Source organism: Serratia sp. YC16, from assembly GCF_009707615.1.
In the GTDB taxonomy this organism is placed as follows: Bacteria; Pseudomonadota; Gammaproteobacteria; order Enterobacterales; family Enterobacteriaceae; genus Serratia; species Serratia surfactantfaciens.
On sequence record NZ_WLYN01000003.1, the window covers coordinates 94,925 to 117,488 of the forward strand.

The following is a 22,564-nucleotide window of genomic DNA, read 5'->3' on the forward strand; positions in this document are numbered from 1 at the left end:
GCTCTCCTCTAGAATAGCGCGGTCAAATCATTCAAAAGAGAATCCAGGAGCCGATTTATGAGCCTACACAGCAAGTCCGAAAGTCTGTACGCCCAGGCGCAACAGTTGATCCCCGGCGGGGTGAACTCTCCGGTGCGTGCATTCACCGGCGTGGGCGGTGTGCCGCTGTTTATCGAGCGGGCAGACGGGGCTTACCTGTTCGATGCCGACGGCAAGGCCTATATCGACTATGTCGGTTCCTGGGGGCCGATGGTGCTGGGGCACAACCACCCGGCTATCCGCGACGCGGTAATCGAAGCGGCGCAGCGCGGCCTGAGCTTTGGCGCGCCGACCGAAATGGAAGTCAAAATGGCGCAGTTGGTCACCGAACTGGTGCCGACCATGGATATGGTGCGCATGGTGAACTCGGGCACCGAAGCCACCATGAGCGCTATTCGTCTGGCGCGCGGCTACACCAACCGCGATAAAATCATCAAGTTCGAAGGCTGCTACCACGGCCATGCCGACTGCCTGCTGGTGAAAGCCGGTTCCGGCGCACTGACCCTCGGCCAGCCGAACTCACCGGGCGTGCCGGCCGATTTCGCCAAACACACCCTGACCTGCACCTATAACGATCTGGACTCGGTGCGCGCCGCCTTCGAGCAATACCCGTCCGAGATCGCCTGCATCATCGTCGAGCCGGTCGCCGGCAACATGAACTGCGTGCCGCCGCTGCCGGAATTCCTGCCGGGCCTGCGCGCCCTGTGCGACAAATACGGCGCGCTGCTGATCATCGACGAAGTGATGACCGGCTTCCGCGTGGCGCTGGCCGGCGCGCAATCCTATTACGGTGTCGAGCCTGATCTGACCTGCCTCGGCAAAATCATCGGCGGCGGCATGCCGGTGGGCGCCTTCGGCGGCCGTCGCGAGGTGATGGACGCGCTGGCGCCGACCGGCCCGGTCTACCAGGCGGGCACCCTGTCCGGCAACCCGATCGCCATGGCGGCGGGCTACGCTTGCCTGACCGAAGTGTCGCAGGTCGGCGTGCACCAGACGCTGACCGAACTGACCGAAATGCTGGCCGCGGGCCTGCTGCACGCGGCGCAGGAAGAGAGCATCCCGTTGGTGGTCAACAACGTCGGCGGCATGTTCGGCCTGTTCTTCACCGACGCGCCAGCGGTCACCTGCTACCAGGACGTCATGCAGTGCGACGTGGAGCGCTTCAAGCGCTTCTTCCACCTGATGCTGGAAGAAGGGGTGTATCTGGCGCCGTCCGCCTTCGAAGCGGGCTTTATGTCCGTGGCGCACAGCAAGGAAGACATCCAGCGCACCATCGACGCCGCGCGTCGCTGTTTCGCCAAGCTGTAATCCCGGCCGAATGGCCAAAAAAACGGGCGCCTCGGCGCCCGTTTTGCTTTTCGCAGCGGCTTAAAGCAGCGTGCCGTAAATGGTCAGCAGCGCCACTACCACCACGATGATCATCGTCACCTTGCGCGCCAGCGTCACCGCCGCCCGTGGCGTTTGCACCGGATCCATATGCGGATCGCGCGCCAGCGAGAACTGCGCCAGCCGCGTTAACACCTGATACGACGACGAGTGCAGATCCCCCAACGAAGCGAACCAGGCCGGCAGCGCGCGCTCGCCGTGGCCGAACAGCGCATAGGCAGCCCCGGCTAAACGCACCGGGATCCAGTCTAGCCAGTTCAGCAGGTGATCGATGCCCGACTGCGAACGCTCCAGCGGTGTATTGTGGCGCGCCAGCCAGGTTTGATAGGCGCGCAGGAAAGCATACCCCGCCAGCGCTATCGGCCCATAAGGCCCAAACACCACAAACCAGAACAGCGGCGCCAGGTAATAACGGAAGTTGATCCACAGCAGCGCATTTTGCAGCTCGCGCAGGCGCAGCTCTTCGCTGCAGTCCACCGGCAAGCCGTGGATCAACGCCAGCTCTTCCGCCATCTGATCGCTGGCGTGAGTATCCCCCTGCCGCGCTGCTTTCAGATAAGCCCGGTAGTGTTTACGCTTGATGCCGGCGCCGACGCACAGCAGATCGATGACGATCCACAGCAGCAGCGTCACCACGCCGAAGAATAACCCGTGCGACAACCACAGAATGCCCCAGACGATCACCATCCAGGCGGCCGTCATCGCCAGCGTCTGCGCCAGCGAAACCCGATGCAGCCGCTGAAACACCACTTCGAGACGGTGATCCAGCTGCCAGTGTTCACCCAGCTTAAACAGGCGCTCCCAGGCCAAAACCAGCAACAGCGTAAACAGCGTCATTAGCGATTCCTCTCCCTTTTTCTTGTCTCAAGCATAGCGTCGGCGGGCGCGCCGCGTTGTTCCAGAGATGCCAGATAGCGATCCCAATCGAACGCCGGCCCGGGATCAGTCTTGCGCCCGGGCGCGATATCGCAATGCCCGACGATATTTTCCGCCAGCGGCGGATAATGTTCGGCCAGCAGCGCGGTGACCGCCTGCAGCGCGCGATATTGCGCCTCGGTGTAGGGCAGCCGATCGGTGCCTTCCAGCTCGATGCCGATGGAGAAATCGTTGCACCGATCGCGCCCCTGATACAGGGACACGCCCGCGTGCCAGGCGCGCTGGTCGAAGGGCACATACTGCACGATCGCCCCGTCGCGGCGGATCAGACAGTGCGCCGACACCCGCAGCTGATGGATTTCAGCAAAATAAGGATGCTGCGCGGGATCGAGCGTGCCGGTGAACAGCTGGTCGATATAGGGGCCGCCGAACTCGCCGGGCGGCAGGCTGATATTGTGGATGACCAGCAGCGAGGGGAGCTCGTCATCCGGGCGACGATCGCAGTGCGGCGAGACCACTCGCGTCGCCCCGACAATCCAGCCATTTTCCAACTGCATCAGACACCTCTCTGCGGTGGTACTTATTCCTGCAACAGAGTAGCATGTTCCCCTACGATCTAACCGTCCATTTCGGAGTTTTCCATGCCGACACGCCGCTACAGTGCCGACAGTCGCCGCACCGAGCTTCTTGAACGAATTGAAAGTGATATTCCCTATGCCGTCGACCAGGCGCTGCGCGAAGACCTGGGGGGTGAAGTCGACGCCGGGCGCGATATTACCGCGCAATTGTTACCGGCTGACAAGCAGGCCGAAGCCACCGTCATCACCCGCGAAGCCGGTGTGTTCTGCGGCCGCCGTTGGCTGAATGAGGTCTTTATTCAACTGGGCAATCAGGTGCAGGTGGAGTGGCTGGTGGCGGACGGCGATCGTCTGACACCAAACCAGCCGCTTTGCCGGCTGCGCGGCCCCGCGCGAGTGATGCTGACCGGCGAGCGCACCGCGCTGAACTTCGTGCAGACGCTCTCCGGCGTGGCAACCGAGGTCAGCCGCTATGTGGCCCTGCTGGAAGGCACCCGGACTCGCCTGCTCGATACCCGCAAGACCCTGCCCGGCCTGCGCACCGCGCTGAAATACGCCGTGCTGTGCGGTGGCGGCAGCAACCACCGGCTCGGGCTCTCCGACGCCTTCCTGATCAAGGAAAATCACATCATCGCCTCCGGTTCTATCAAGAACGCGGTGGAAAAAGCCTTCTGGCTGCACGCCGATGTGCCGGTGGAAGTGGAGGTCGAATCGCTCGATGAACTGCAGCAGGCGCTGGATGCCGGCGCCGACATCATCATGCTGGACAACTTCAGCGTCGAGATGATGCGCCAGGCGGTCGCCCAGACCCAGGGGCGCGCCCAGCTGGAAGTGTCCGGCAACGTCACCAGCGAGACGCTGCGCACCTTCGCCGAAACCGGTGTGGATTACATTTCGGTCGGCGCGCTGACCAAGCACATCACCGCACTCGATCTGTCGATGCGCTTCAAGTGATCCCCCTCGCCCCCGGCCGCTGTCGGGGGCGTTACCGTAAAATTGCGAACCCCCTCGCACTGTTTTATTTACCGCTGCAAACAACATCATTACTGATGGAAGCGCGCCGAGAAACGCGCAAAAGCCCCTCGCCGCGCCCCCAAGCAAGCCGCTACCGTTGCCTTCCACACCCCAATGGAGGAAACAACGTATGGAAACGCAACGCGGCTTTACCCTGATAGAACTGATGGTGGTGATCGCCATCATCGCCATCCTCAGCGCCATCGGCATTCCCGCCTACCAGCGCTACATTCAGAAAGCGGCGATGACCGACATGTTGCAAACCATGGCGCCGTATAAGCTGGCGGTTGAGCTGTGCGTGCTGGATGAAGGCGCCCCCGCCGGCTGCGAAGCCGGCAGCAAAGGCATTCCCACCGGCGGCGCATCGCGTTACGTCAGCGGGGTGAAGGTCGTCAAAGGCGTGATCACGCTGACCGGCGCTCAGACGCTGCAGGGGCTGGCGGTGGCGTTAACCCCCACAGCGAACGCCGAAGGGCTGACCCGCTGGAGCCGGCTATGCAGCAGCGAAAACGCCACGCTGGTTGAGGTGTGCCAGGAAGTCTTCCGCTTCGATAATGCAGCGGAGTAACGGCGATGAGCGCACAAATCAGCGAGGAAGTTCACGCCCTGTGCCAGCGCTATCAGGCGCTGGCGCTGAACGAAGACCCGACCACCCTGACGGTCGCGCTCAGCGAAGAAGCGCCGCAAGGATTGCTGGCGGCGCTGCGCTTCGCTACCGGCAAACGCATCCACCTGGAACAATGGCCGGCGGCCAGGCTTGAGCTGGCGCTGAACCAACGCCAGGAGCCGCTCCCGGCGCCGCTGGCGGCCGAAGAGGACGCCGCCGACATCGCCTACGCCGACGACGGCGATGCGCCGGTAGTACAGTTCATCAACCAGACGCTGCGCCTGGCCATCCAACGCCGCGCTTCGGACATCCACTTCGAACCCTTTCGGCAGCATTTTCGCCTGCGCCTGCGCATCGACGGCGTGCTGCAAACCTTCGCCTCACCGCCGCCGCAGCTGACCACGCGCCTTATCGCCCGGCTGAAGATCCTCGGCCAGTTAGATATCGCCGAACGCCGGCAGCCTCAGGACGGGCAGCTCAGCCTGACGCTGGACGGTGCGCGCTATGCCATGCGCATCGCCACCCTGCCGACGTTGCATGGCGAGAAGGTGGTGCTGCGCGTTCAACAGGGCGAGCAACAGGATCTGCCGCTGGATCAACTGGGCATGAGTCGGGTGGATCTGGCGCGCTACGCGGCGGCGTTAGCCTGCCCGCAAGGTTTGATCCTGGTGACCGGCCCAACCGGCAGCGGCAAGACGGTAACGCTGTACAGCGGGCTGCGCCAGTTGAACGATGCGCAAAGCAACCTGTGCAGCGTCGAAGATCCGGTCGAGATCCCGCTGTTCGGCGTCAATCAGACCCAGATCAACGCCAAAACGGATCTGAGCTTCGCCAGGGTGCTGCGCGCCCTGCTGCGCCAGGATCCGGATGTCATCATGATCGGAGAGATCCGCGATGCGGAAACTGCCGAGATCGCGGTCAAGGCCGCACAAACCGGCCACCTGGTACTGTCGACGCTGCATACCAACTCCACGGCTGAAACCCTGACGCGGCTGATGCATATGGGGATCCCCGGCTACCTGCTCGCCGGCTGCCTGAAGCTGGTCGTCGCGCAGCGGCTGGTACGCAGGCTGTGTCGCCACTGTCGCTACCCGCACAGCCAGCCGGCGCATTTTCCCGCCTCGATCTGGCCGGAACCGCTGACCGCCTGGCGCGCCGATGGCTGTGAGCACTGCTTCGGTGGTTACTATGGTCGCATCGGCGTGTATGAGCTGCTGGCCATTACGCCGGAAATACAGGCGGCCTTGCTGGCGAACGCCACCCCTCTTCTGCTGGCGGATATCGCCCGCGAGCAGGGGCAGCTTTCGCTGCTGCAGGCGGGTCTGGCGCTGGCCACCGAAGGCACGACTTCACTGGAAGAACTGTACCGCGTGATCGACGTCGTCCAGCCCGGCGCAATCGCGCCATGAAAGCGCGCCGGCTGTTCCTTTGGCAGGCTCTCGACGCTCAGGGCGCCTTACGCCGTGGCGAACTGATGAGTGATGAAAAACGCCAGGTGAGCCAGTGGCTGATCGAACAAGGCCTACAACCTTGGTGGATTGGGCACGGCAAACGCGTCCCGCCCGGCCAGTGGCGCGGAGAGCCCTTAATCCACTTCACCCGCCAGCTCGCCACTCTGCTGCAGGCCGGGTTACCGCTGGTCGATGCGCTGCGGCTGCTGGCGGCAGAACATCCCTCGGCAGCCTGGCGCTGCCTGTTGCGCCAGTTGACGGAACAGGTGCGAGAAGGGCAACCGCTTTCCGAAACCCTCGCCGAACAACCGGGGATTTTTCCGCTTATCTATCGCCAGCTGATCGCCATCGGTGAACTGACCGGTAACCTCGATGGCTGCTGTCTGCAGCTGGCACAGCAGCAGGAAGCTCAGCTGTTGCTGCGCCGCAAAGTGACCAAAGCGCTGCGTTATCCGCTGTTCATCTGCGCAGTGGCACTGCTGGTCAGCGTGCTGATGCTGGTGTTGGTGCTGCCGGAATTCGCCAAGGTTTATCAGTCGTTCGATGCGCCGCTACCCTGGTTTACCCTGGGGCTATTGGCGTTGTCTGCGCAACTGATCGCCGTCGGCCCCTATCTGGCGCTGCTGCTGGGCGCGTTGCTGTTCGGCTATTGTCGCTGGCTGCATCCGCGCCCGCCGTGGCGCCGGCGTGAACAGGCGGCCTTGCTGAAGCTGCCGCTGCTCGCCCGGCTGGTGAGCGGCGGCGCACTGAGCCAAACCTTTCGCATCCTGACCATGACCCAACTCGCAGGGCTGACGCTGGTAGAAGGCTTGAACGCAGCGGCGCTGGCGGCAGACCACCTGCTGTACCGGCAGGCGCTGGAACAGGTGCAGCGCCAGATCGCCGAAGGCGAAGCGTTTCATCATGCCCTGGGCCTGCAACCGCTGTTTCCACCGCTGTGTCGGCAGTTGGTGCGAGTGGGCGAGGAGTCCGGTTCGCTGGACGCCTTGTTGGATAAACTGGCGCAGTGGTATGAACGGCAGACTCACGAGTTGGCCGATACGCTGGCGCAAACGCTGGAGCCGCTGCTGATGCTGGTGGTGGGCGGCATTGTCGGCGCTTTGGTGATCGCCATGTACCTGCCAATCTTTCAACTGGGCAGCGTGTTGGGATAAAGAAGAGGATAGCGGGCACCGTGGTGCGCGGCGCCCGAATGCAAGGTGCGGCTTATTTGCTGCCGAAGACGCGGTTTTCCTGCTCCGCCACGCGGATAAAGGTGGTGCGCTTGGTCAGCTCTTTCAGACGCTCGGCGCCGACGTAGGTGCAGGCGGAACGCAGGCCGCCCAAGATATCGCGCACGGTGAACTCCACCTCGCCGCGCAGCGGCAGCTTGACGGTTTTGCCTTCGGCCGCGCGATACTCCGCTACGCCGCCGACGTGGCGCTTCATCGCCGACTCAGAGCTCATGCCGTAGAACAGCATGAACTTCTCGCCGTTCTCTTCCACCACGGTGCCTTCGCACTCGTCGTGGCCGGCCAGCATGCCGCCCAGCATCACGAAGTCCGCGCCGCCGCCGAAGGCTTTGGCGACATCGCCCGGCACCGAGCAGCCGCCGTCGCTGACGATTTGGCCGCCCAGCCCATGGGCCGCGTCGGCGCATTCGATCACCGCCGACAGCTGTGGGTAACCCACGCCGGTTTTCACGCGAGTGGTGCATACTGAACCCGGGCCGATGCCGACCTTAACGATGTCGGCGCCGGAAAGGATAAGCTCCTCCACCATCTCGCCGGTCACCACGTTGCCGGCGCAGATCACGTGATTCGGACAGGCTTCGCGCGCTTTTTGCAGGAAGGCGACAAAATGCTCTGAATAGCCGTTGGCCACGTCGATACAGATGAATTTCAGCGCCGGAGACAGCGCCAGGATTTGCTGCATTTTGGCGAAATCGGCTTCGGAGGTGCCGGTGGACACCATCACGTGGCGCAGCACCGATTCCGGCATGCGCTGCACGAAGTCAGCCCATTGCTCGACGCTGTAATGTTTGTGTACGGCGGTGAGAACGTCGAAAGAAGCCAGGGCCTCGGCCATGCGGAAGGTGCCTACCGTGTCCATGTTGGCGGCGATAATCGGCACGCCGGACCAGCTGCAACCTGAATGCTTGAAGGTAAACTGACGTTCCAGTTCAACTTCGGAACGGCTTTTCAGCGTGGAACGCTTAGGGCGGATCAGCACGTCTTTAAAGCCTAACTTCAAATCTTCTTCAATACGCATGACTCATGATTTCCTGGTTAATGGCGACGGATCGCAAGGAGGATATTCGCACCTCTGCCCGACGGCTTTCCAGTGGCGCGGAAAGACGGTGGCGAGATTAATGCCAGTTCCAGTGACGTTATAATACGCGCTAATAATCGCCGAACAAGACTGCGAATTCGCCTTTATTTACGCTACAATCCGACAAATTTACCTGCATAATCGCAGTGTGATTGTCCGCTCATTTTTGCTGTGCCGCTGCGCTTTTTCTCGCCGCCCTGGCAGGCCCGCCGCCTGTCGACTTGCACTTCTGCGCGATCGCTTTATGATTCGTCTATTATTTTTTTATGAACATCGGATGCACCTAACACCATGGCCTACATTGTTGCGTTGACCGGGGGCATAGGCAGCGGCAAAACGACCGTCGCAAACGCCTTCGCGCGCCACGGCGCAACCATCGTCGATGCCGACGTGATCGCCCGTCAGGTCGTCGAGCCGGGCACCCCTGCTTTGGCCGCGATCGCCGAACGATTTGGTAATGAAATGTTGCTGCCCGACGGCTCATTGAACCGCGCTGCGCTGCGCCAGCACATTTTCAGCCACCCCGATGACAAAGCCTGGCTGAACCAACTGCTGCATCCGCTGATACACCGCGAAACCCAGCGCCAGCTGGCGCAGGCCGCCAGCCCTTACGCGCTGTGGGTGGTGCCGCTGCTGGTGGAAAACGGCCTGCAGGATCGCGCCGATCGCGTACTGGTGATCGACGTCGATGCCGAAACCCAGTTGGCTCGCACCATCGCGCGCGACGGCGTCACCCGTGAGCAAGCGCAAAGCATTCTCGCCGCCCAGGCCACGCGCCAGCAGCGCCTCGCCGTGGCGGATGACATTATTGACAACAGCGGCGCCGCTCAGGGGATAGAGCCACGGGTCGCCGCACTGCATCGTCGCTACCTTGAACTGGCGGCAACAGCGCCCCAACAGGATTAAACTGCATGAGTGATGTTTCCCCAACCGTTCTCTTTGAACACCCGCTGAACGAGAAGATGCGCACCTGGCTGCGCATCGAATTTTTGCTGCAACAGCTGCACGGCCAACGTGCCCTGAGTGAAACCGCCATCGCCCTCACCTTTTTCCGCACCGTCTCCGATTTGCTGGACGTACTGGAGCGCGGCGAGGTGCGCACCGAACTGCTCAAGGAGCTGGAACGTCAGCAGCAGAAACTGTTGGCCTGGGCCGATGTGCCGGGCGTGGATATGGCGCTGATCGATCAGCTGCGCGGCCAGCTGAAGTCGCGTTCATCAGCGCTGATGGCGGCACCGCGCCTCGGTCAAGCGCTGCGTGAAGATCGGCTGATCGCCCTGGTGCGCCAGCGGCTGAACATCCCTGGCGGCTGCTGCAGCTTCGATCTGCCGACCCTGCACATGTGGATGCACGCGCCGCAGCAGGATCGCGACGCCGACGTCGCCGCCTGGCTGCAATCGCTGGAGCCGCTGAATCAAGCGTTGATCATGGTGTTGGATCTGATCCGTCAATCCGGGCCGTTCCGCAACCAAATCAGCCTGAACGGCTTTTTCCAGGACAACGCCGAAGGGGCGGATCTGCTGCGTCTGCGTCTCCATCTGGCGCCGCAGCTTTATCCGCAGATTTCCGGCCACAAGACGCGTTACGCCATCCGTTTCCTGCCGCTGGACAGTGAAAACGGCGTGGTGCCTGAACGCCTGACGTTCGAACTGGCCTGTTGTTGAACCCGTGAAAGAAAGCCTTCTCAGCACTGTCAGAAGGCGTAAGGAACCGTTATGACGACCGTAGTGAAATGCCCAACCTGTGGCACCGGCGTGGTTTGGGGCGATGTCAGCCCGTTCCGGCCGTTTTGCAGCAAGCGCTGCCAGCTGATCGATCTTGGCGAATGGGCCGATGAAGAGAAGCGTATTCCGAGCAACAGCGATCTGTCGGAAAGCGAAGACTGGAGCGAACTCGACGACCGCTAGTCGCCGGTTGAAGGCCTGGCGCCCGCCAGGCCAATCTTGTTATTGCGCGGCGTTCGCCTGTGCCACCAGCAGTTGGATAATACCGGCGTTGGCTTCCGGGAACTCTTCTTCTTGCAGCTCCGCCTGTTTGACCCAGCGCATCGGTTGCCCCTCGCAGCCAAACGGCTCGCCCGCCCAACGCTCAACCAGATAAAAATTCAGCGTCACGATGCGATCGCTGAAGCGATGCTCCACCACCTCCAGCAGTTCGGCGCGCTCGGCTTCGATACCGGTCTCTTCACGCAGCTCACGGCTCAGCGCCTGTTCAGGCGTTTCACCCTGTTCGATCTTGCCGCCGGGAAACTCCCAAAAACCGGCCATGTGCGCATTGGCGGCGCGGCGGGTAATAAAGATCTCCTGTTGAGCATTGCGGATAATGCCCACGGCGATATTCAGATGTTTCATCTCACCCTCCTGATGGGTGCCAAAAAATAGGGGCTCAGCAAGCTGAACCCCTGGGTGTTATCGGTTAACCGCGGCCGGCATTACTGCAGGCGGCCGTGGCACTGCTTGAACTTCTTGCCGGAGCCGCATGGGCAAGGATCGTTGCGGCCCACTTTACGCTCGGCGATCGCCGGGGCATTCGGATCTTCGGTCACCAGCGCATTTTCGTCGTGGTGGCTCAGCTGTTGGTGCTGCGCCAGGCGCTCAGCCTCTTCACGACGCTGCTGTTCCAGCGCCTCCACCTCTTCCGGCATCCGCACCTGTACCTTGCTCAGCACGCTGATCACTTCGTATTTCAGCGATTCCAGCATGGTGGCGAACATGTTGAAGGATTCACGCTTGTACTCCTGCTTCGGATCCTTCTGCGCATAGCCACGCAGGTGGATGCCCTGACGCAGGTAGTCCATCGCCGCCAGATGCTCTTTCCACAGGGAGTCCAGCGTCTGCAGCATCACGCCCTTCTCGAAGTTGCGCATCATTTCGCTGCCGACTACTTCTTCCTTACGCTGGTACTGCTCTTTGGCGTTCTCCAGAATGCGTTCGCGCAGCGTTTCTTCGTGCAGCTCCGGCTCTTTGTCCAGCCATTGTGCGATCGGCATATCCAGATCGAAGTCGTTCTTCAGGCGCTCTTCCAGCCCCTGAATGTCCCACTCTTCTTCCAGCGATTGCGGTGTGATGTAGTTGTCGATGGTGCTCTTGAACACGTCCTCGCGGATGCTGGCGATGGTTTCGCTCACATCGGACACGTCCAGCAATTCGTTACGCTGGCTGTAGATGGCGCGACGCTGATCGTTGGCGACGTCGTCGTACTCCAGCAGTTGCTTACGGATGTCGAAGTTGCGGCTCTCCACCTTGCGCTGGGCGTTGGCGATCGCCTTGGTCACCCACGGGTGCTCAATCGCTTCGCCTTCTTTCATACCCAGTTTACGCATCATGCCGGACACGCGATCCGAGGCGAAGATGCGCATCAGGGCATCTTCCATCGACAGGTAGAAGCGGGATGAACCGGCGTCGCCCTGACGACCGGAACGGCCGCGCAGCTGGTTATCGATACGGCGCGATTCATGGCGCTCGGTACCGATGATATGCAGGCCGCCCGCCGCCAGCACCGCGTCGTGGCGCACTTTCCAGGCGGCTTTGATGGCTTCGATCTGCTCTTCGGTCGGCGCTTCCAGCAGCGCCACTTCGGCCTGCCAGCTGCCGCCCAGCACGATATCGGTACCACGGCCCGCCATGTTGGTGGCGATGGTCACCGCGCCGCTCTGGCCGGCCTGGGCGACGATGTCCGCTTCCATGGCGTGGAATTTGGCGTTCAGCACCTTGTGCTCGATGCCCGCTTTGGTCAGCTCATGGGAAACCACTTCGGATTTCTCGATTGAGATGGTGCCCACCAGCACCGGCTGGCCTTTGGCGGTGCGCTCGCGGATGTCTTCGATGATGGCGCCGATCTTCTCTTTCTCGGTCATGTACACCAGATCCGGCATGTCCTTACGGATCATCGGACGGTTGGTGGGTACCACGATGGTGTCCAGCTTGTAGATCGAGCTGAATTCGAAGGCTTCGGTATCGGCGGTACCGGTCATGCCGGCCAGCTTCTCGTACAGACGGAAGTAGTTCTGGAAGGTGATCGAAGCCAGCGTCTGGTTCTCGTTCTGGATCTCCACGCCTTCTTTGGCTTCCACCGCCTGGTGCAGACCATCGGACCAACGGCGGCCCTGCATGGTACGGCCGGTGTGTTCGTCAACGATGATCACTTCGCCGTCTTTCACGATGTAATCGACGTCGCGGGTGAACAGCACGTGGGCGCGCAGCGCGGCGGTCACGTGGTGCATCAGCATGATGTTGGTCGGTGAGTACAGCGACTCGCCTTCATCCATGATGCCGGCTTCCACCAGCATCTCTTCGATCAGGATCAGGCCGCGTTCGGTCAGGTGCACCTGACGCGCCTTTTCATCCACCGAGAAGTGTCCTTCACCCTTGAAGGTGTCGGAGTCTTCTTTTTCCTGGCGGATCAGTTTAGGGATCAGCTTGTTGACCTTGATGTACATCTCGGAGCTGTCTTCGGCCGGGCCGGAGATGATCAGCGGCGTACGCGCTTCATCGATCAGGATGGAGTCCACCTCATCCACCAGCGCATAGTGCAGTTTGCGCTGCACGCGCTCTTCCGGGCTGAACGCCATGTTGTCGCGCAGGTAGTCGAAGCCGTATTCGTTGTTGGTGCCGTAGGTGATGTCGGCGGCGTAAGCTTCGCGCTTGGCCGGCGCCGGCATGCCCGGCAGGTTGATGCCGATGCTCAGGCCGAGGAACTCGAACAGCGGACGGTTGTTTTCGGCGTCGCGCTGCGCCAGGTAGTCGTTGACGGTCACGACGTGCACGCCGCGGCCGCTCAGGGCGTTCAGATAAGCCGGCAGCGTCGCGGTCAGGGTTTTACCTTCACCGGTGCGCATCTCGGCGATGCAGCGGTCGTTCAGCACCATGCCGCCCAGCAGCTGCACGTCGAAGTGGCGCATGCCGAACACGCGCTTGCTCGCCTCACGCACCACGGCGAAGGCTTCGGGGATCAGGCTTTCCAGCGACTCGCCCTTTTCCAGGCGCGCGCGGAACTCGTTGGTTTTCGCTTTCAGCTCGTCATCGGACAGTTTTTCCATGTCCGGTTCCATGCGGTTGATCTGCTCAACCACTTTGCGCATGCGGCGCAGGGTACGATCGTTACGGCTACCAAAAACTTTGGTTAATAATTTCACTAACATGATGTTTGATATCTCTGTCATGACGGCCGAATACGGCAGTCAACTTGCTATTATTTATGGTTTTTGTGCCCTAAGGGCGGAGTCAGACGAGCGCGGCAGGCCCGGCACGAATGCCCTGTACCTGCGCCACCCACAGGCCGGTCTGGTGCCGCGCCAGCGTTGGCAGCACCTCAAGGTGTGTGTGACGAATGATGGTCGGCGGCTTCGGCTCGTGCGTCAGCAGCGCGTTGAGAGTAGAAAGCAGCGCCAGTTGCGCCACCTGCAAAGGGGGTTCCGCTTCGGCTTCGCTCTCCTGCACCCGCGCATAAACCGCCTGCGGCGCCAGCGCGAAAGAGAGGTGACGAATGACGGTGCGCAGCGCATGCTGCTGCCAGTAATCTACGCTGAAGGTAGGGCGGCGATGCGCGTCCTGCAGCAGGGCCAGGCTGTTGAAGGCGCCGTTGGCCGAATTTTGCCGGTTAAGGCTGGACGATGTGCTCGGCAGTGCGGCCTGATCGGGAGCGCCGGACAAATTGGAAGACGCACCAAGCGTGGCCGCAACCATCCCTAACAGGAGATGGGGCCAGAAATAACGTCTGCCAAATTGTCGCCAACGATTTAGAATACCGATCACGAGTTTATAATCCGCCGGAGCCCATTATGCGCGATAGCCGTCCACAATTATTAGATGTCCTGTTCGACGACGCGTCTGCCGGCAGCAAAGGGCCGCTGCATAACGTCCAGCAACGCGCGGTGGCGCTGCTCAAGCTTAACCGTGCAGTGAAGGGCCTGTTGCCCGCTCCCCTGCATCCCTGGTGCCGCGTCGCGAATTTCCGACAGGGTATTTTAGTGCTCGAAACGGCAAATGCCAGTTGGATGATGCGCTTGCGCTACGAACAACCCGCTTTGCTGTCTGCACTACGAGCGCAAATTCTACCATCATTGTCGTCGATCGACATCAGGATTAATCCGGCCTTGATGGCGAAAGGCAGCAACCAAGTGCAAAGCGCCGAAAAAGCGCCGGAAAAACCCGTGCCGATGCGCCATTTGAGTCTGGAAAGTGCAGAAGAGCTGAGGGGATTGGCGAGCCGTAGCCCGGAGAAACTGCGCAAGATATTGGAACGGCTGGCTGCATTGGCCGGAGAGGGTACCAACACAACCAGTCGTGATAAGTAATCAGCGACACAACTGCAAAACATCGGGCAGCCGACATCACACCCTCGTGAGCCTGAATGCTCAGGCTCTCAGGGGATGCGCCTGCCGTTACTCGCAGGCGAGGAATTCAGACCTTACGCCAATACGGTAGACGGCGCCTTGAATGCCAATGGCATTTCGGCTTCGTCCTGGAAGGTCACGTATTCCCACGCTTCCTGCTTGGCCAGCACGGCCTGCAGCAGTTTGTTGTTCAACGCGTGGCCAGACTTGTACGCGGTGAACGCGCCAATGATGTTGTGGCCGCACATGAACAGGTCGCCGATGGCGTCCAGCATTTTGTGACGTACGAACTCGTCTTCGAAACGCAGACCGTCTTCGTTCAGCACGCGGTAATCATCCACCACGATGGCGCAATCGAAGCTGCCGCCCAGGGCCAGACCGCGGGACTGCAGGTATTCGATGTCACGCATGAACCCGAAGGTACGCGCGCGGCTGATTTGACGCACGAACGACTCAGCCGAGAAATCGAGACGATAGCGCTGAGAGCTGGCGTCGATAGCCGGGTGGTTGAAGTCGATGGTGAAGTCCAGGCGGAACCCGTTATGCGGGGACAGCTCGGCCCACTTGTCGCCATCTTCAACGCGCACGGTCTCTTTCAGACGCAGGAATTTCTTCGCCGAGTTCAGTTCTTCGATGCCGGCATCCAGCAGCAAGAACACGAACGGACTGGCGCTGCCGTCCATGATTGGGATTTCAGCGGCGTCGACTTCAATGACGATGTTGTCGATGCCCAGCCCAGCCAGCGCGGCGTTGAGGTGCTCAACGGTCGAAATACGCACGTCATGCTCATTCACCAGGCAAGTACAGAGCATGGTATCACGCACGGATTTTGCATCAGCCGGAAAATCAACCGGTGGATTCAAGTCAGTGCGACGATAGATGACCCCGGTATTAGCCGGCGCTGGGCGCATTGTCAGCGTGACTTTCTTGCCGGTATGCAAACCGACACCAGTCGCCTGAACAATACGTTTTAATGTCCTTTGTTTGATCATCGTTTTATCTCGCAATGTTATCCATCCTACCAGCCAAGCATACAGCAAGGCTGGCGGGACAGTTTAGCACAAAGAGCGGAGATTCCAAATTCTCAGGATATTCTTAGTCTGCCTGTTTACGCAGGAAGGCTGGAATATCAAGATAGTCGGGCTCTTTATTCGGCTGCGCAGCTTGGTCGTTGACCACCTTGGCGGCAGGTTTCACTTCCTGCGGCAGAGGCGACATACCGTGCTGCTGGTAACGGTGATCCATCACCGGCTGGCTGGCCTGCTTATTGGTCACCAGGGTGATTTCAGGACGCTTGTCCATGCCGATACCGGTCGCCACCACGGTGACGCGCAGTTCGTCGTTCATTTCCGGATCCAGCGAGGTACCGATAACCACGGTCGCGTTGTCGGAGGCGAACGCGCGGATGGTGTTACCCACGGTTTCGAACTCATCCAGACGCAGGTCGAAGCCGGCGGTGATGTTGACCAGCACGCCGCGCGCGCCAGACAGATCGATGTCTTCCAGCAGCGGGCTGGAGATCGCCATTTCGGCCGCTTCTTCGGCGCGGTCTTCACCGCAAGCGACGCCGGAACCCATCATCGCGTAGCCCATTTCGGACATCACGGTGCGCACGTCGGCGAAGTCGACGTTCATCAGGCCCGGACGGGTGATCAGCTCGGCGATACCCTGCACCGCACCTTTCAGCACGTCGTTGGCCGCGCCGAACGCGTCCAGCAGAGAGATGCCACGACCCAGAACTTTCAACAGTTTGTCGTTCGGGATGGTGATCAGCGAGTCCACGTGTTTGGACAGTTCAGCGATACCCTGCTCCGCGAACGCCATGCGCTTTTTGCCTTCGAAGTTGAAAGGCTTGGTCACCACGGCCACGGTCAGAATACCCAAATCTTTAGCCACTTCAGCCACCACTGGCGCCGCACCGGTACCGGTACCGCCGCCCATGCCGGCCGCGATGAAGACCATGTCTGCGCCGTCCAGCGCTGCGCGCAGGGCTTCGCGGTCTTCTTCCGCTGAATTGCGACCCACTTCAGGGTTCGCGCCCGCACCCAGACCTTTGGTAATACCGCTACCAATCTGGATGGTTTGGCCAACCGCCGTTTTGCGGAGCGCCTGGGCGTCCGTGTTCACAGCGAAGAATTCAACACCTTCGATGCGCTCGCGCACCATGTGTTCAACGGCGTTGCCACCGCCGCCGCCGACGCCGATGACTTTAATCACCGCGTCATTGGTTAGTTCCATTGGTTCAAACATAGTTTCTCTCCGTTTTGTGCCTGTCGCTGCGAGATCATAAAAAGATTACTCAGCATGATCTCTTTGTTGAAACATTAAAACTCTTTTCTCAGCCAGCTATTGATGCGTTTAAACCAATTGCCCACCGAGGCGCGTTTTTCTACTTCTGTCTCACCGCTCAGGTGAGACTCTTTTCCATAGTGCAGCAGACCTACCGCCGTTGAGTAGTAAGGCTCCTGCGCATAATCCGTCAGACCCGTGATGTTCAAGGGTTGGCCGATGCGTACCTGAGTGTGGAACACCCGTTGCGCACAGGCTGCCAGGCCATCAATCTGGGCGGCGCCACCGGTCAGCACGATACCTGCCGCCAGATGATGCTTCACCCCTTGCTGACGCAGTTGCTCCTGCAATTGCAAAATTTCATCGTTAACCAGATTCAACAGTTCGGTGTAGCGTGGCTCAATGACTTCAGCCAGCGTCTGTCTTTGCAGACTGCGCGGAGGACGTCCCCCGACGCTAGGCACCTCTACATTCTCATCCTTGCTAACAATCGACCCAAGCGCACAGCCGTGTCGAACTTTAATCGCTTCCGCGTCGGTCGGCGGCGTGCCGAAGGCGTAAGCGATATCGCTGGTGACCACGTTCCCGGCGTAAGGGATCACTTTGGTGTGGCGCAGCGCACCGCCGGTGTACACCGCCATATCCATGGTGCCGCCGCCGATATCCACCACGCAAACGCCGAGTTCGCGTTCATCTTCGGTCAGCACCGCGTAACTCGCGGCCAGACCGGCGAAAATAAGTTGGTCAACTTTCAGGCCGCAACGTTCCACGGCCTTGACGATGTTCTTCGCCATATCGTTATGACAGGTAATCAGATGCACCTTGGCCTGCATGCGCACGCCGGACAGCCCAACCGGGTTTTTGATGCCTTCCTGATAATCGATGGCGTATTCCTGAGGAATCACGTGCAGGATACGGTGTTCGTCGCGCACGCGCACCGATTTGGCGGTGTGCACCACGTTCTCCACGTCGTCCTGCGTCACTTCCTCTTCCGAAATAGGCACCATGCCGATTTCGTTCTGGCAGCTGATGTGTTTGCCCGACAGCGCCAGGTACACCGAAGAGATCTGGCAGTCCGCCATCAGCTCGGCCTGATCGATGGCGCGCTGCACGCACTTCACCACCGACTCCAGGTCGTTTACGCCGCCCTTATCCATGCCGCGAGACGGGCAGCTGCCCACCCCGATAATGTTGACCATGCCATCGGGCAGAACTTCCCCTACCAACGCGGAGACTTTTGCAGTACCGATCTCCAGTCCAACTACCAGTTTTCTGTCCGTCGACTTGATCATTGTTGTTTTGCCTGTGCCTGATTCTGTTGCTGATTACTGTTTTGCTGACCGCCAAGCGCCTGCGGATCGACCAACACCGGAGCCCACCCTACCGAAGCGCCGGACTCGTAGCGCAGATCGACATAGCTGACACGCTTGCTCTCCGCCTGGCCCTGCTGCTGCAATACCGGGTAAAGCTCGATAAACCGCTGCAAACGCCCGTTGCGGTCATCGCGCCCCAGCTCAAGCCGGACATCGTTGTCCAGCGCCAGCTGCCAGGAATGGCGCGCGGTCATCGCCGCCATTTTCAGCGTATATTTGCTGGCCGCCAACGTGGCGCTCATCGCCCGATAGCCGTCCAGCACATCCTGCTCGCTCCCTTCCGGCCCGTAGAGCAGCGGCAACTTCTGTTTGCCTGCCCGCTCCGCCGGCACGCTGAACGCTTTGCCCTCGGCGTCCACCATGTGCAAATCGTTCCAGCGCGCCACCGGGACGTACTCCACCAGATGGATCTTCAGCTCATCCGGCCATTGTTTGCGCACGCTGGCCTGCTTGATCCACGGCAGACGTTCGATCTGCTGCTGGATAACGTCCACATCCTGCGTCATGAAGGTGCCGGGCGCGCCCAGCGCCAGGATCGCCTGACGAATATCATCGTTGGTGGTGTAATGGCGTTCGCCGGTCACCACCAGCCTTGAGAGCGGCAGGCGACTGGCGTCTTTCATCCAGCCAAGCACCGCCCAACCGCTCCACACGACCGTTCCCAACACCATCAGCAGGAAAATCATCCCCGCCAACTGGGTTCCATTGCTGCGGCGCGGGCCGTTATCCACCTCGCGATCGCGCGCATTCAGGGCAGCTTGCGACATATCAGTCGGCCAACTCCAAAATTCTCGCCACCAACTGCGAGAAGCTTAATCCAAACTGGCGCGCCGCCATCGGCACCAGGCTATGACTGGTCATGCCCGGAGAGGTGTTCACCTCAAGCAGATAGAAGCTGCCATCGCTGTCTTGCATCACGTCGACGCGGCCCCAGCCGCTGCAGTCCAGACCGCGGTAAGCGCGCAGCGCCAACGCTGCCATCTCGGCTTCCTGCTCGGCGCTCAAACCGCTCGGGCAGAAGTACTGCGTGTCGTCCGAAATATACTTGGCCTGGTAGTCGTAAAACACGCCGGCCGGCTGGATGCGGATCGACGGCAGCACCTGGTCGCCCAGCATCGCTACGGTGTATTCCGGGCCGCTCAGCCACTTCTCCACCAGCACGTCGTCGTCATGGCGGAAGGCCTCTTCCAACGCGGCTTCCAACGCGGCGCTCTCGGTGACCTTGCTCATGCCGACGCTGGAGCCTTCGCGGCTCGGCTTGACGATCAGCGGCAGGCCGAGATCCGCCACGCGCGTCAGCAGTGCCGCTTTATCGGCGCCAAGGTACTGCTGGCGATTCAACGCCACGTAAGGCGCCACCGGTAAGCCCATCGACTGCCACACCATCTTGGTGCGCCATTTGTCCATGGTCAGCGCCGAGGCCATTACGCCGCTGCCGGTATAAGGCAGCTCGAGGAACTCCAGCAGCCCTTGCAGGGTGCCATCCTCGCCGCCGCGGCCGTGCAGCGCGATAAACACTTTGGTGAATCCCTGCTCTTTCAACTGGGTCACCGGGAAATCGCGGGTATCGACGCCGTGCGCATCGATACCGGCTTCGCGCAACCCGGCCAGCACGGCGGCGCCGGATTGCAGGGAAACGTCACGCTCAGCGGAGGTGCCGCCCAGCAGAACTGCAACTTTATCAGCCATGGTGCTCCTCCTCTTTCTTCGGCGGCTGCAGCTTCAGCTCAGCCAGTTTACGCGCGATTTTGCCCACGTTGCCGGCGCCTTGCACCAGCACCAAATCTTCATCCTGCAGCAGCTGCGCCAGCGTTTCCGGCACGGTGTCGGCATCGGAAACCAGAATCGGATCCAGCTTGCCACGGCTGCGGATGGTGCGGCACAGCGAACGGCTGTCCGCGCCAGGGATCGGCGCTTCGCCGGCGGCGTACACGTCGAGCATCAGCAGCACATCCACCTGCGACAGCACGTTGGCGAAATCGTCATACAGGTCGCGGGTACGCGTATAGCGGTGCGGCTGGAAGATCATCACCAGACGCTTGTCCGGCCAACCGGCGCGCGCCGCTTTCAACGTGGCGTCCACTTCGGTCGGATGGTGGCCGTAATCGTCTACCAGCATCGCGCTGCCCGCTTTGCCGTTGACCGGCTCTAGCGGGAACTCGCCGAGGAAGTCGAAGCGGCGCCCGGTGCCCTGGAACCCCGCCAGCGCGCGCAGAATGTCTGCGTCGTCGATGCCTTCCTCGGTCGCTACCGCCACCGCCGCCGCCGCGTTCAACGCATTGTGGCGGCCCGGCGCGTTCAGCGTTACCGTCAGCAACGGCTTGTCCTGACGGCTCAGGGTAAAGTGCCCCTGCGGCCCAATCTGCCGGTAGTCTTCGATGCGCACATCGGCATCTTCACTGAAGCCGTAGGTGGTGATATGGCGACCCACGCGCGGCAACAGCTCACGCACTACCGGATCGTCGATGCACATCACCGCGCGGCCGTAGAACGGCAGGTTGTGCAAGAAATTGATAAACGTCTGTTTCAGGTTCTCGAAGTCGCCCTGGTACGTGTCCATATGGTCGGCTTCAATGTTGGTGACCACGGCCACCATCGGCTGCAGATGCAGGAACGACGCATCGCTCTCATCCGCTTCCGCGATCAGATAACGGCTGGACCCCAGTCGCGCGTGGGTGCCCGCCGCCTTCACCAGCCCGCCGTTGACGAAGGTCGGGTCCAGGCGAGCTTCGGCATAAATGCTCGAGACCATCGCCGTGGTGGTGGTTTTGCCATGCGTGCCGGCAATAGCGATGCCGTGACGAAAACGCATCAGCTCCGCCAGCATTTCAGCGCGGCGGATCACCGGGATACGCGCTTCACGAGCGGCGACGATCTCCGGGTTGTCGGCAGAGATGGCGGTAGAAACCACCACCACGCTCGCATCCAGCACGTTTTCCGGGCGGTGATTGAAGTAAATCGTCGCCCCGAGCGCGCTCAGCTGTTGGGTGACCGGATTCGGCGCCAGGTCGGAGCCGCTGATCTGATACCCTTCGTTTGCCAACACTTCGGCGATACCACCCATGCCGGCGCCACCGATGCCGACAAAGTGAATGTGCCGGACGCGACGCATCTCGGGCACGATAGTACGTAGTTTCGCCAGTTGTTGTGTATTCATCACTCTCTCTAATCCGGACCCGGTATCCCGGCCCTACATCACATTGCTTTTATTCAGGTTCGGCGCACCGAACCCCTGCACTCGTTACTTGGCGAGCCGCACCAGCTCCGCCGCCACGCGCTCGGTGGCGTCAGGAATGGCGACCGCGCGCGCTTTCTCGGCCATGGCCAGCAGCGTCTTGCGATCCCAGCTCGCCAGCAGTTCGGCCACCACATCGGCGTTGAACTGCGGCTGTTCGATAATCTTCGCCGCGCCGGCTTGTTCCAGCGGACGCGCGTTCCAGTACTGCTGACGATCTTTATGCATGAACGGCACGAAGATCGCCGGCAGCCCCGCCGCCGCGATTTCGCTGACGGTCAACGCGCCGGAACGGCAGACCACCACGTCGGCCCAGGCATAGGCGGCAGCCATGTCGTCGATGAACTCGGTCACCTTGTGCTGCGTCTGCCCTACCCTTTCGTAGTCACGCTGCACCGTTTCCAGCGCGCCCTTGCCCACCTGATGCCAGAGCGTAATTCTATCGCCCAAACGCGCCGCGACTTCAGGAACTGTCTGATTCAGCACGCGCGCGCCCTGACTTCCGCCAATGACCAGCACGCGGATCGGGCCTTCGCGCCCTTGCAACCGCTCCGCCGGCAACGGCAGCGCCAGCACGTCGGTACGCACCGGGTTGCCCACCACCTCGGCGTTCGGGAACGCGCCGGGGAAGGCCTGCATCACTTTGGCGGCGATGCGCGCCAACCAGCGGTTGGTCAGGCCGGCGATGCCGTTCTGCTCGTGCAACACCACCGGGATGCCGCACTGCCAGGCCGCCAGGCCGCCGGGGCCGGAAACGTAACCGCCCATCCCCAGCACCACATCCGGCTGATAGCTGCGCATGATGGCTTTCGCCTGGCGCACCGCCTGCCAGATGCGCAATGGCGCGGTCAGTTGGGCCTTCAGGCCTTTGCCGCGCAGGCCGGAGATACGGATAAAATCAATCTCGATCCCGTGCTTCGGCACCAGATCGGCTTCCATTCGGTCTGCGGTTCCGAGCCAGCGCACCTGCCAGCCCTGCGCCATCAGATGATGCGCGACCGCCAGCCCCGGGAACACGTGCCCGCCGGTACCGCCTGCCATCACCATTAAACGCTTAGGTTTCCCGCTCATC

The 22,564-nt window shown here is 61.2% G+C and carries 22 protein-coding genes; 9 read left to right on the forward strand and 13 right to left on the reverse strand.

Features of this window, described 5'->3' with window-relative positions:
- The first annotated feature begins 57 nt into the window (after positions 1-57).
- The gene (gene hemL, locus GKN89_RS12340; RefSeq protein WP_154747101.1) at positions 58-1,347 is read left to right on the forward strand and encodes a glutamate-1-semialdehyde 2,1-aminomutase; all 1,290 of its coding nucleotides are present in this window, start codon (positions 58-60) and stop codon (positions 1,345-1,347) included.
- A gap of 60 nt (positions 1,348-1,407) precedes the next feature.
- Here the strand turns inward: hemL and ampE are convergent, their stop codons facing one another.
- Entirely contained in the window at positions 1,408-2,262 is an 855-nt protein-coding gene (gene ampE / locus GKN89_RS12345; protein WP_063918164.1) for a beta-lactamase regulator AmpE, read from the reverse strand.
- Positions 2,262-2,858 (reverse strand): 1,6-anhydro-N-acetylmuramyl-L-alanine amidase AmpD, encoded by a 597-nt coding sequence (ampD, locus tag GKN89_RS12350; RefSeq protein ID WP_154747102.1) that lies wholly within the window; start codon positions 2,856-2,858, stop codon positions 2,262-2,264. The genes ampE and ampD overlap by 1 nt, the downstream gene beginning before the upstream one ends.
- Positions 2,859-2,942: 84 nt before the next feature.
- On the opposite strand from ampD, the gene nadC reads away from it, so the two are divergent.
- The 4 genes from nadC (at position 2,943) to hofC (ending at position 7,105) form a co-directional block, all read left to right on the forward strand.
- Positions 2,943-3,833: a carboxylating nicotinate-nucleotide diphosphorylase gene (gene nadC, locus GKN89_RS12355; RefSeq protein ID WP_154747103.1), complete on the forward strand. Its 891-nt coding sequence runs from the start codon at positions 2,943-2,945 to the stop codon at positions 3,831-3,833.
- Between the two features lie 190 nt (positions 3,834-4,023).
- Entirely contained in the window at positions 4,024-4,461 is a 438-nt protein-coding gene (gene ppdD / locus GKN89_RS12360) for a prepilin peptidase-dependent pilin (protein WP_154747104.1), read from the forward strand.
- A gap of 5 nt (positions 4,462-4,466) precedes the next feature.
- Positions 4,467-5,909 (forward strand): type II secretion system protein GspE, encoded by a 1,443-nt coding sequence (gene gspE / locus GKN89_RS12365; RefSeq protein WP_154747105.1) that lies wholly within the window; start codon positions 4,467-4,469, stop codon positions 5,907-5,909.
- Entirely contained in the window at positions 5,906-7,105 is a 1,200-nt protein-coding gene (gene hofC, locus GKN89_RS12370; RefSeq protein WP_154747106.1) for a protein transport protein HofC, read from the forward strand. The genes gspE and hofC overlap by 4 nt, the downstream gene beginning before the upstream one ends.
- Positions 7,106-7,157: 52 nt before the next feature.
- Here hofC and GKN89_RS12375 read toward each other — a convergent pair whose 3' ends face one another.
- The gene (locus tag GKN89_RS12375) at positions 7,158-8,201 is read right to left on the reverse strand and encodes a GMP reductase (RefSeq protein WP_015376656.1); all 1,044 of its coding nucleotides are present in this window, start codon (positions 8,199-8,201) and stop codon (positions 7,158-7,160) included.
- 351 nt (positions 8,202-8,552) lie between these two features.
- Here GKN89_RS12375 and coaE point away from each other — a divergent pair, with 351 nt between their 5' ends.
- Genes coaE through yacG form a run of 3 tightly spaced genes read left to right on the forward strand, consistent with a single transcriptional unit; the run spans position 8,553 to position 10,168 of the window.
- The gene (gene coaE / locus GKN89_RS12380; protein ID WP_154747107.1) at positions 8,553-9,167 is read left to right on the forward strand and encodes a dephospho-CoA kinase; all 615 of its coding nucleotides are present in this window, start codon (positions 8,553-8,555) and stop codon (positions 9,165-9,167) included.
- Between the two features lie 5 nt (positions 9,168-9,172).
- Entirely contained in the window at positions 9,173-9,925 is a 753-nt protein-coding gene (gene zapD / locus GKN89_RS12385) for a cell division protein ZapD (protein ID WP_019455081.1), read from the forward strand.
- A 51-nt stretch (positions 9,926-9,976) separates the two neighbouring features.
- Entirely contained in the window at positions 9,977-10,168 is a 192-nt protein-coding gene (yacG, locus tag GKN89_RS12390; protein ID WP_019455080.1) for a DNA gyrase inhibitor YacG, read from the forward strand.
- Between the two features lie 39 nt (positions 10,169-10,207).
- Here yacG and mutT read toward each other — a convergent pair whose 3' ends face one another.
- The 3 genes from mutT to secM all read right to left on the reverse strand — a co-directional run bounded on the left by mutT (position 10,208) and on the right by secM (position 14,014).
- Positions 10,208-10,612: an 8-oxo-dGTP diphosphatase MutT gene (mutT, locus tag GKN89_RS12395; protein WP_154747108.1), complete on the reverse strand. Its 405-nt coding sequence runs from the start codon at positions 10,610-10,612 to the stop codon at positions 10,208-10,210.
- Between the two features lie 80 nt (positions 10,613-10,692).
- Entirely contained in the window at positions 10,693-13,401 is a 2,709-nt protein-coding gene (gene secA / locus GKN89_RS12400; RefSeq protein ID WP_154747109.1) for a preprotein translocase subunit SecA, read from the reverse strand.
- Between the two features lie 82 nt (positions 13,402-13,483).
- Complete coding sequence (secM, locus tag GKN89_RS12405) at positions 13,484-14,014, reverse strand: secA translation cis-regulator SecM (protein WP_043128869.1); 531 nt, start codon at positions 14,012-14,014, stop codon at positions 13,484-13,486.
- A gap of 26 nt (positions 14,015-14,040) precedes the next feature.
- On the opposite strand from secM, the gene GKN89_RS12410 reads away from it, so the two are divergent.
- Positions 14,041-14,556 carry a DUF721 domain-containing protein gene (locus tag GKN89_RS12410; RefSeq protein ID WP_019455076.1) on the forward strand — a complete coding sequence of 172 codons (516 nt, stop codon included), beginning with the start codon at positions 14,041-14,043 and terminating at the stop codon, positions 14,554-14,556.
- Between the two features lie 113 nt (positions 14,557-14,669).
- On the opposite strand, the gene lpxC is transcribed toward GKN89_RS12410, so the two are convergent.
- From lpxC to murG, 7 genes are all read right to left on the reverse strand, one after another.
- Positions 14,670-15,587, reverse strand: coding sequence for a UDP-3-O-acyl-N-acetylglucosamine deacetylase (lpxC, locus tag GKN89_RS12415; protein ID WP_025159644.1), 918 nt, complete (start codon positions 15,585-15,587; stop codon positions 14,670-14,672).
- 103 nt (positions 15,588-15,690) lie between these two features.
- On the reverse strand, positions 15,691-16,845 hold the full coding sequence (gene ftsZ / locus GKN89_RS12420; protein ID WP_004932757.1) for a cell division protein FtsZ: 1,155 nt from the start codon (positions 16,843-16,845) through the stop codon (positions 15,691-15,693).
- 74 nt (positions 16,846-16,919) lie between these two features.
- On the reverse strand, positions 16,920-18,176 hold the full coding sequence (ftsA, locus tag GKN89_RS12425) for a cell division protein FtsA (RefSeq protein WP_004932758.1): 1,257 nt from the start codon (positions 18,174-18,176) through the stop codon (positions 16,920-16,922).
- Entirely contained in the window at positions 18,173-19,024 is an 852-nt protein-coding gene (gene ftsQ / locus GKN89_RS12430; RefSeq protein WP_019455074.1) for a cell division protein FtsQ, read from the reverse strand. Before ftsQ ends, ftsA begins: the two co-directional genes overlap by 4 nt.
- A 1-nt stretch (position 19,025) precedes the next feature.
- On the reverse strand, positions 19,026-19,946 hold the full coding sequence (locus tag GKN89_RS12435; protein ID WP_019455073.1) for a D-alanine--D-alanine ligase: 921 nt from the start codon (positions 19,944-19,946) through the stop codon (positions 19,026-19,028).
- Positions 19,939-21,414 (reverse strand): UDP-N-acetylmuramate--L-alanine ligase, encoded by a 1,476-nt coding sequence (murC, locus tag GKN89_RS12440; protein ID WP_063918157.1) that lies wholly within the window; start codon positions 21,412-21,414, stop codon positions 19,939-19,941. The genes GKN89_RS12435 and murC overlap by 8 nt, the downstream gene beginning before the upstream one ends.
- Before the next feature lie 84 nt (positions 21,415-21,498).
- Positions 21,499-22,563 carry an undecaprenyldiphospho-muramoylpentapeptide beta-N-acetylglucosaminyltransferase gene (gene murG, locus GKN89_RS12445; RefSeq protein ID WP_025159642.1) on the reverse strand — a complete coding sequence of 355 codons (1,065 nt, stop codon included), beginning with the start codon at positions 22,561-22,563 and terminating at the stop codon, positions 21,499-21,501.
- Position 22,564: the final 1 nt, after the last annotated feature.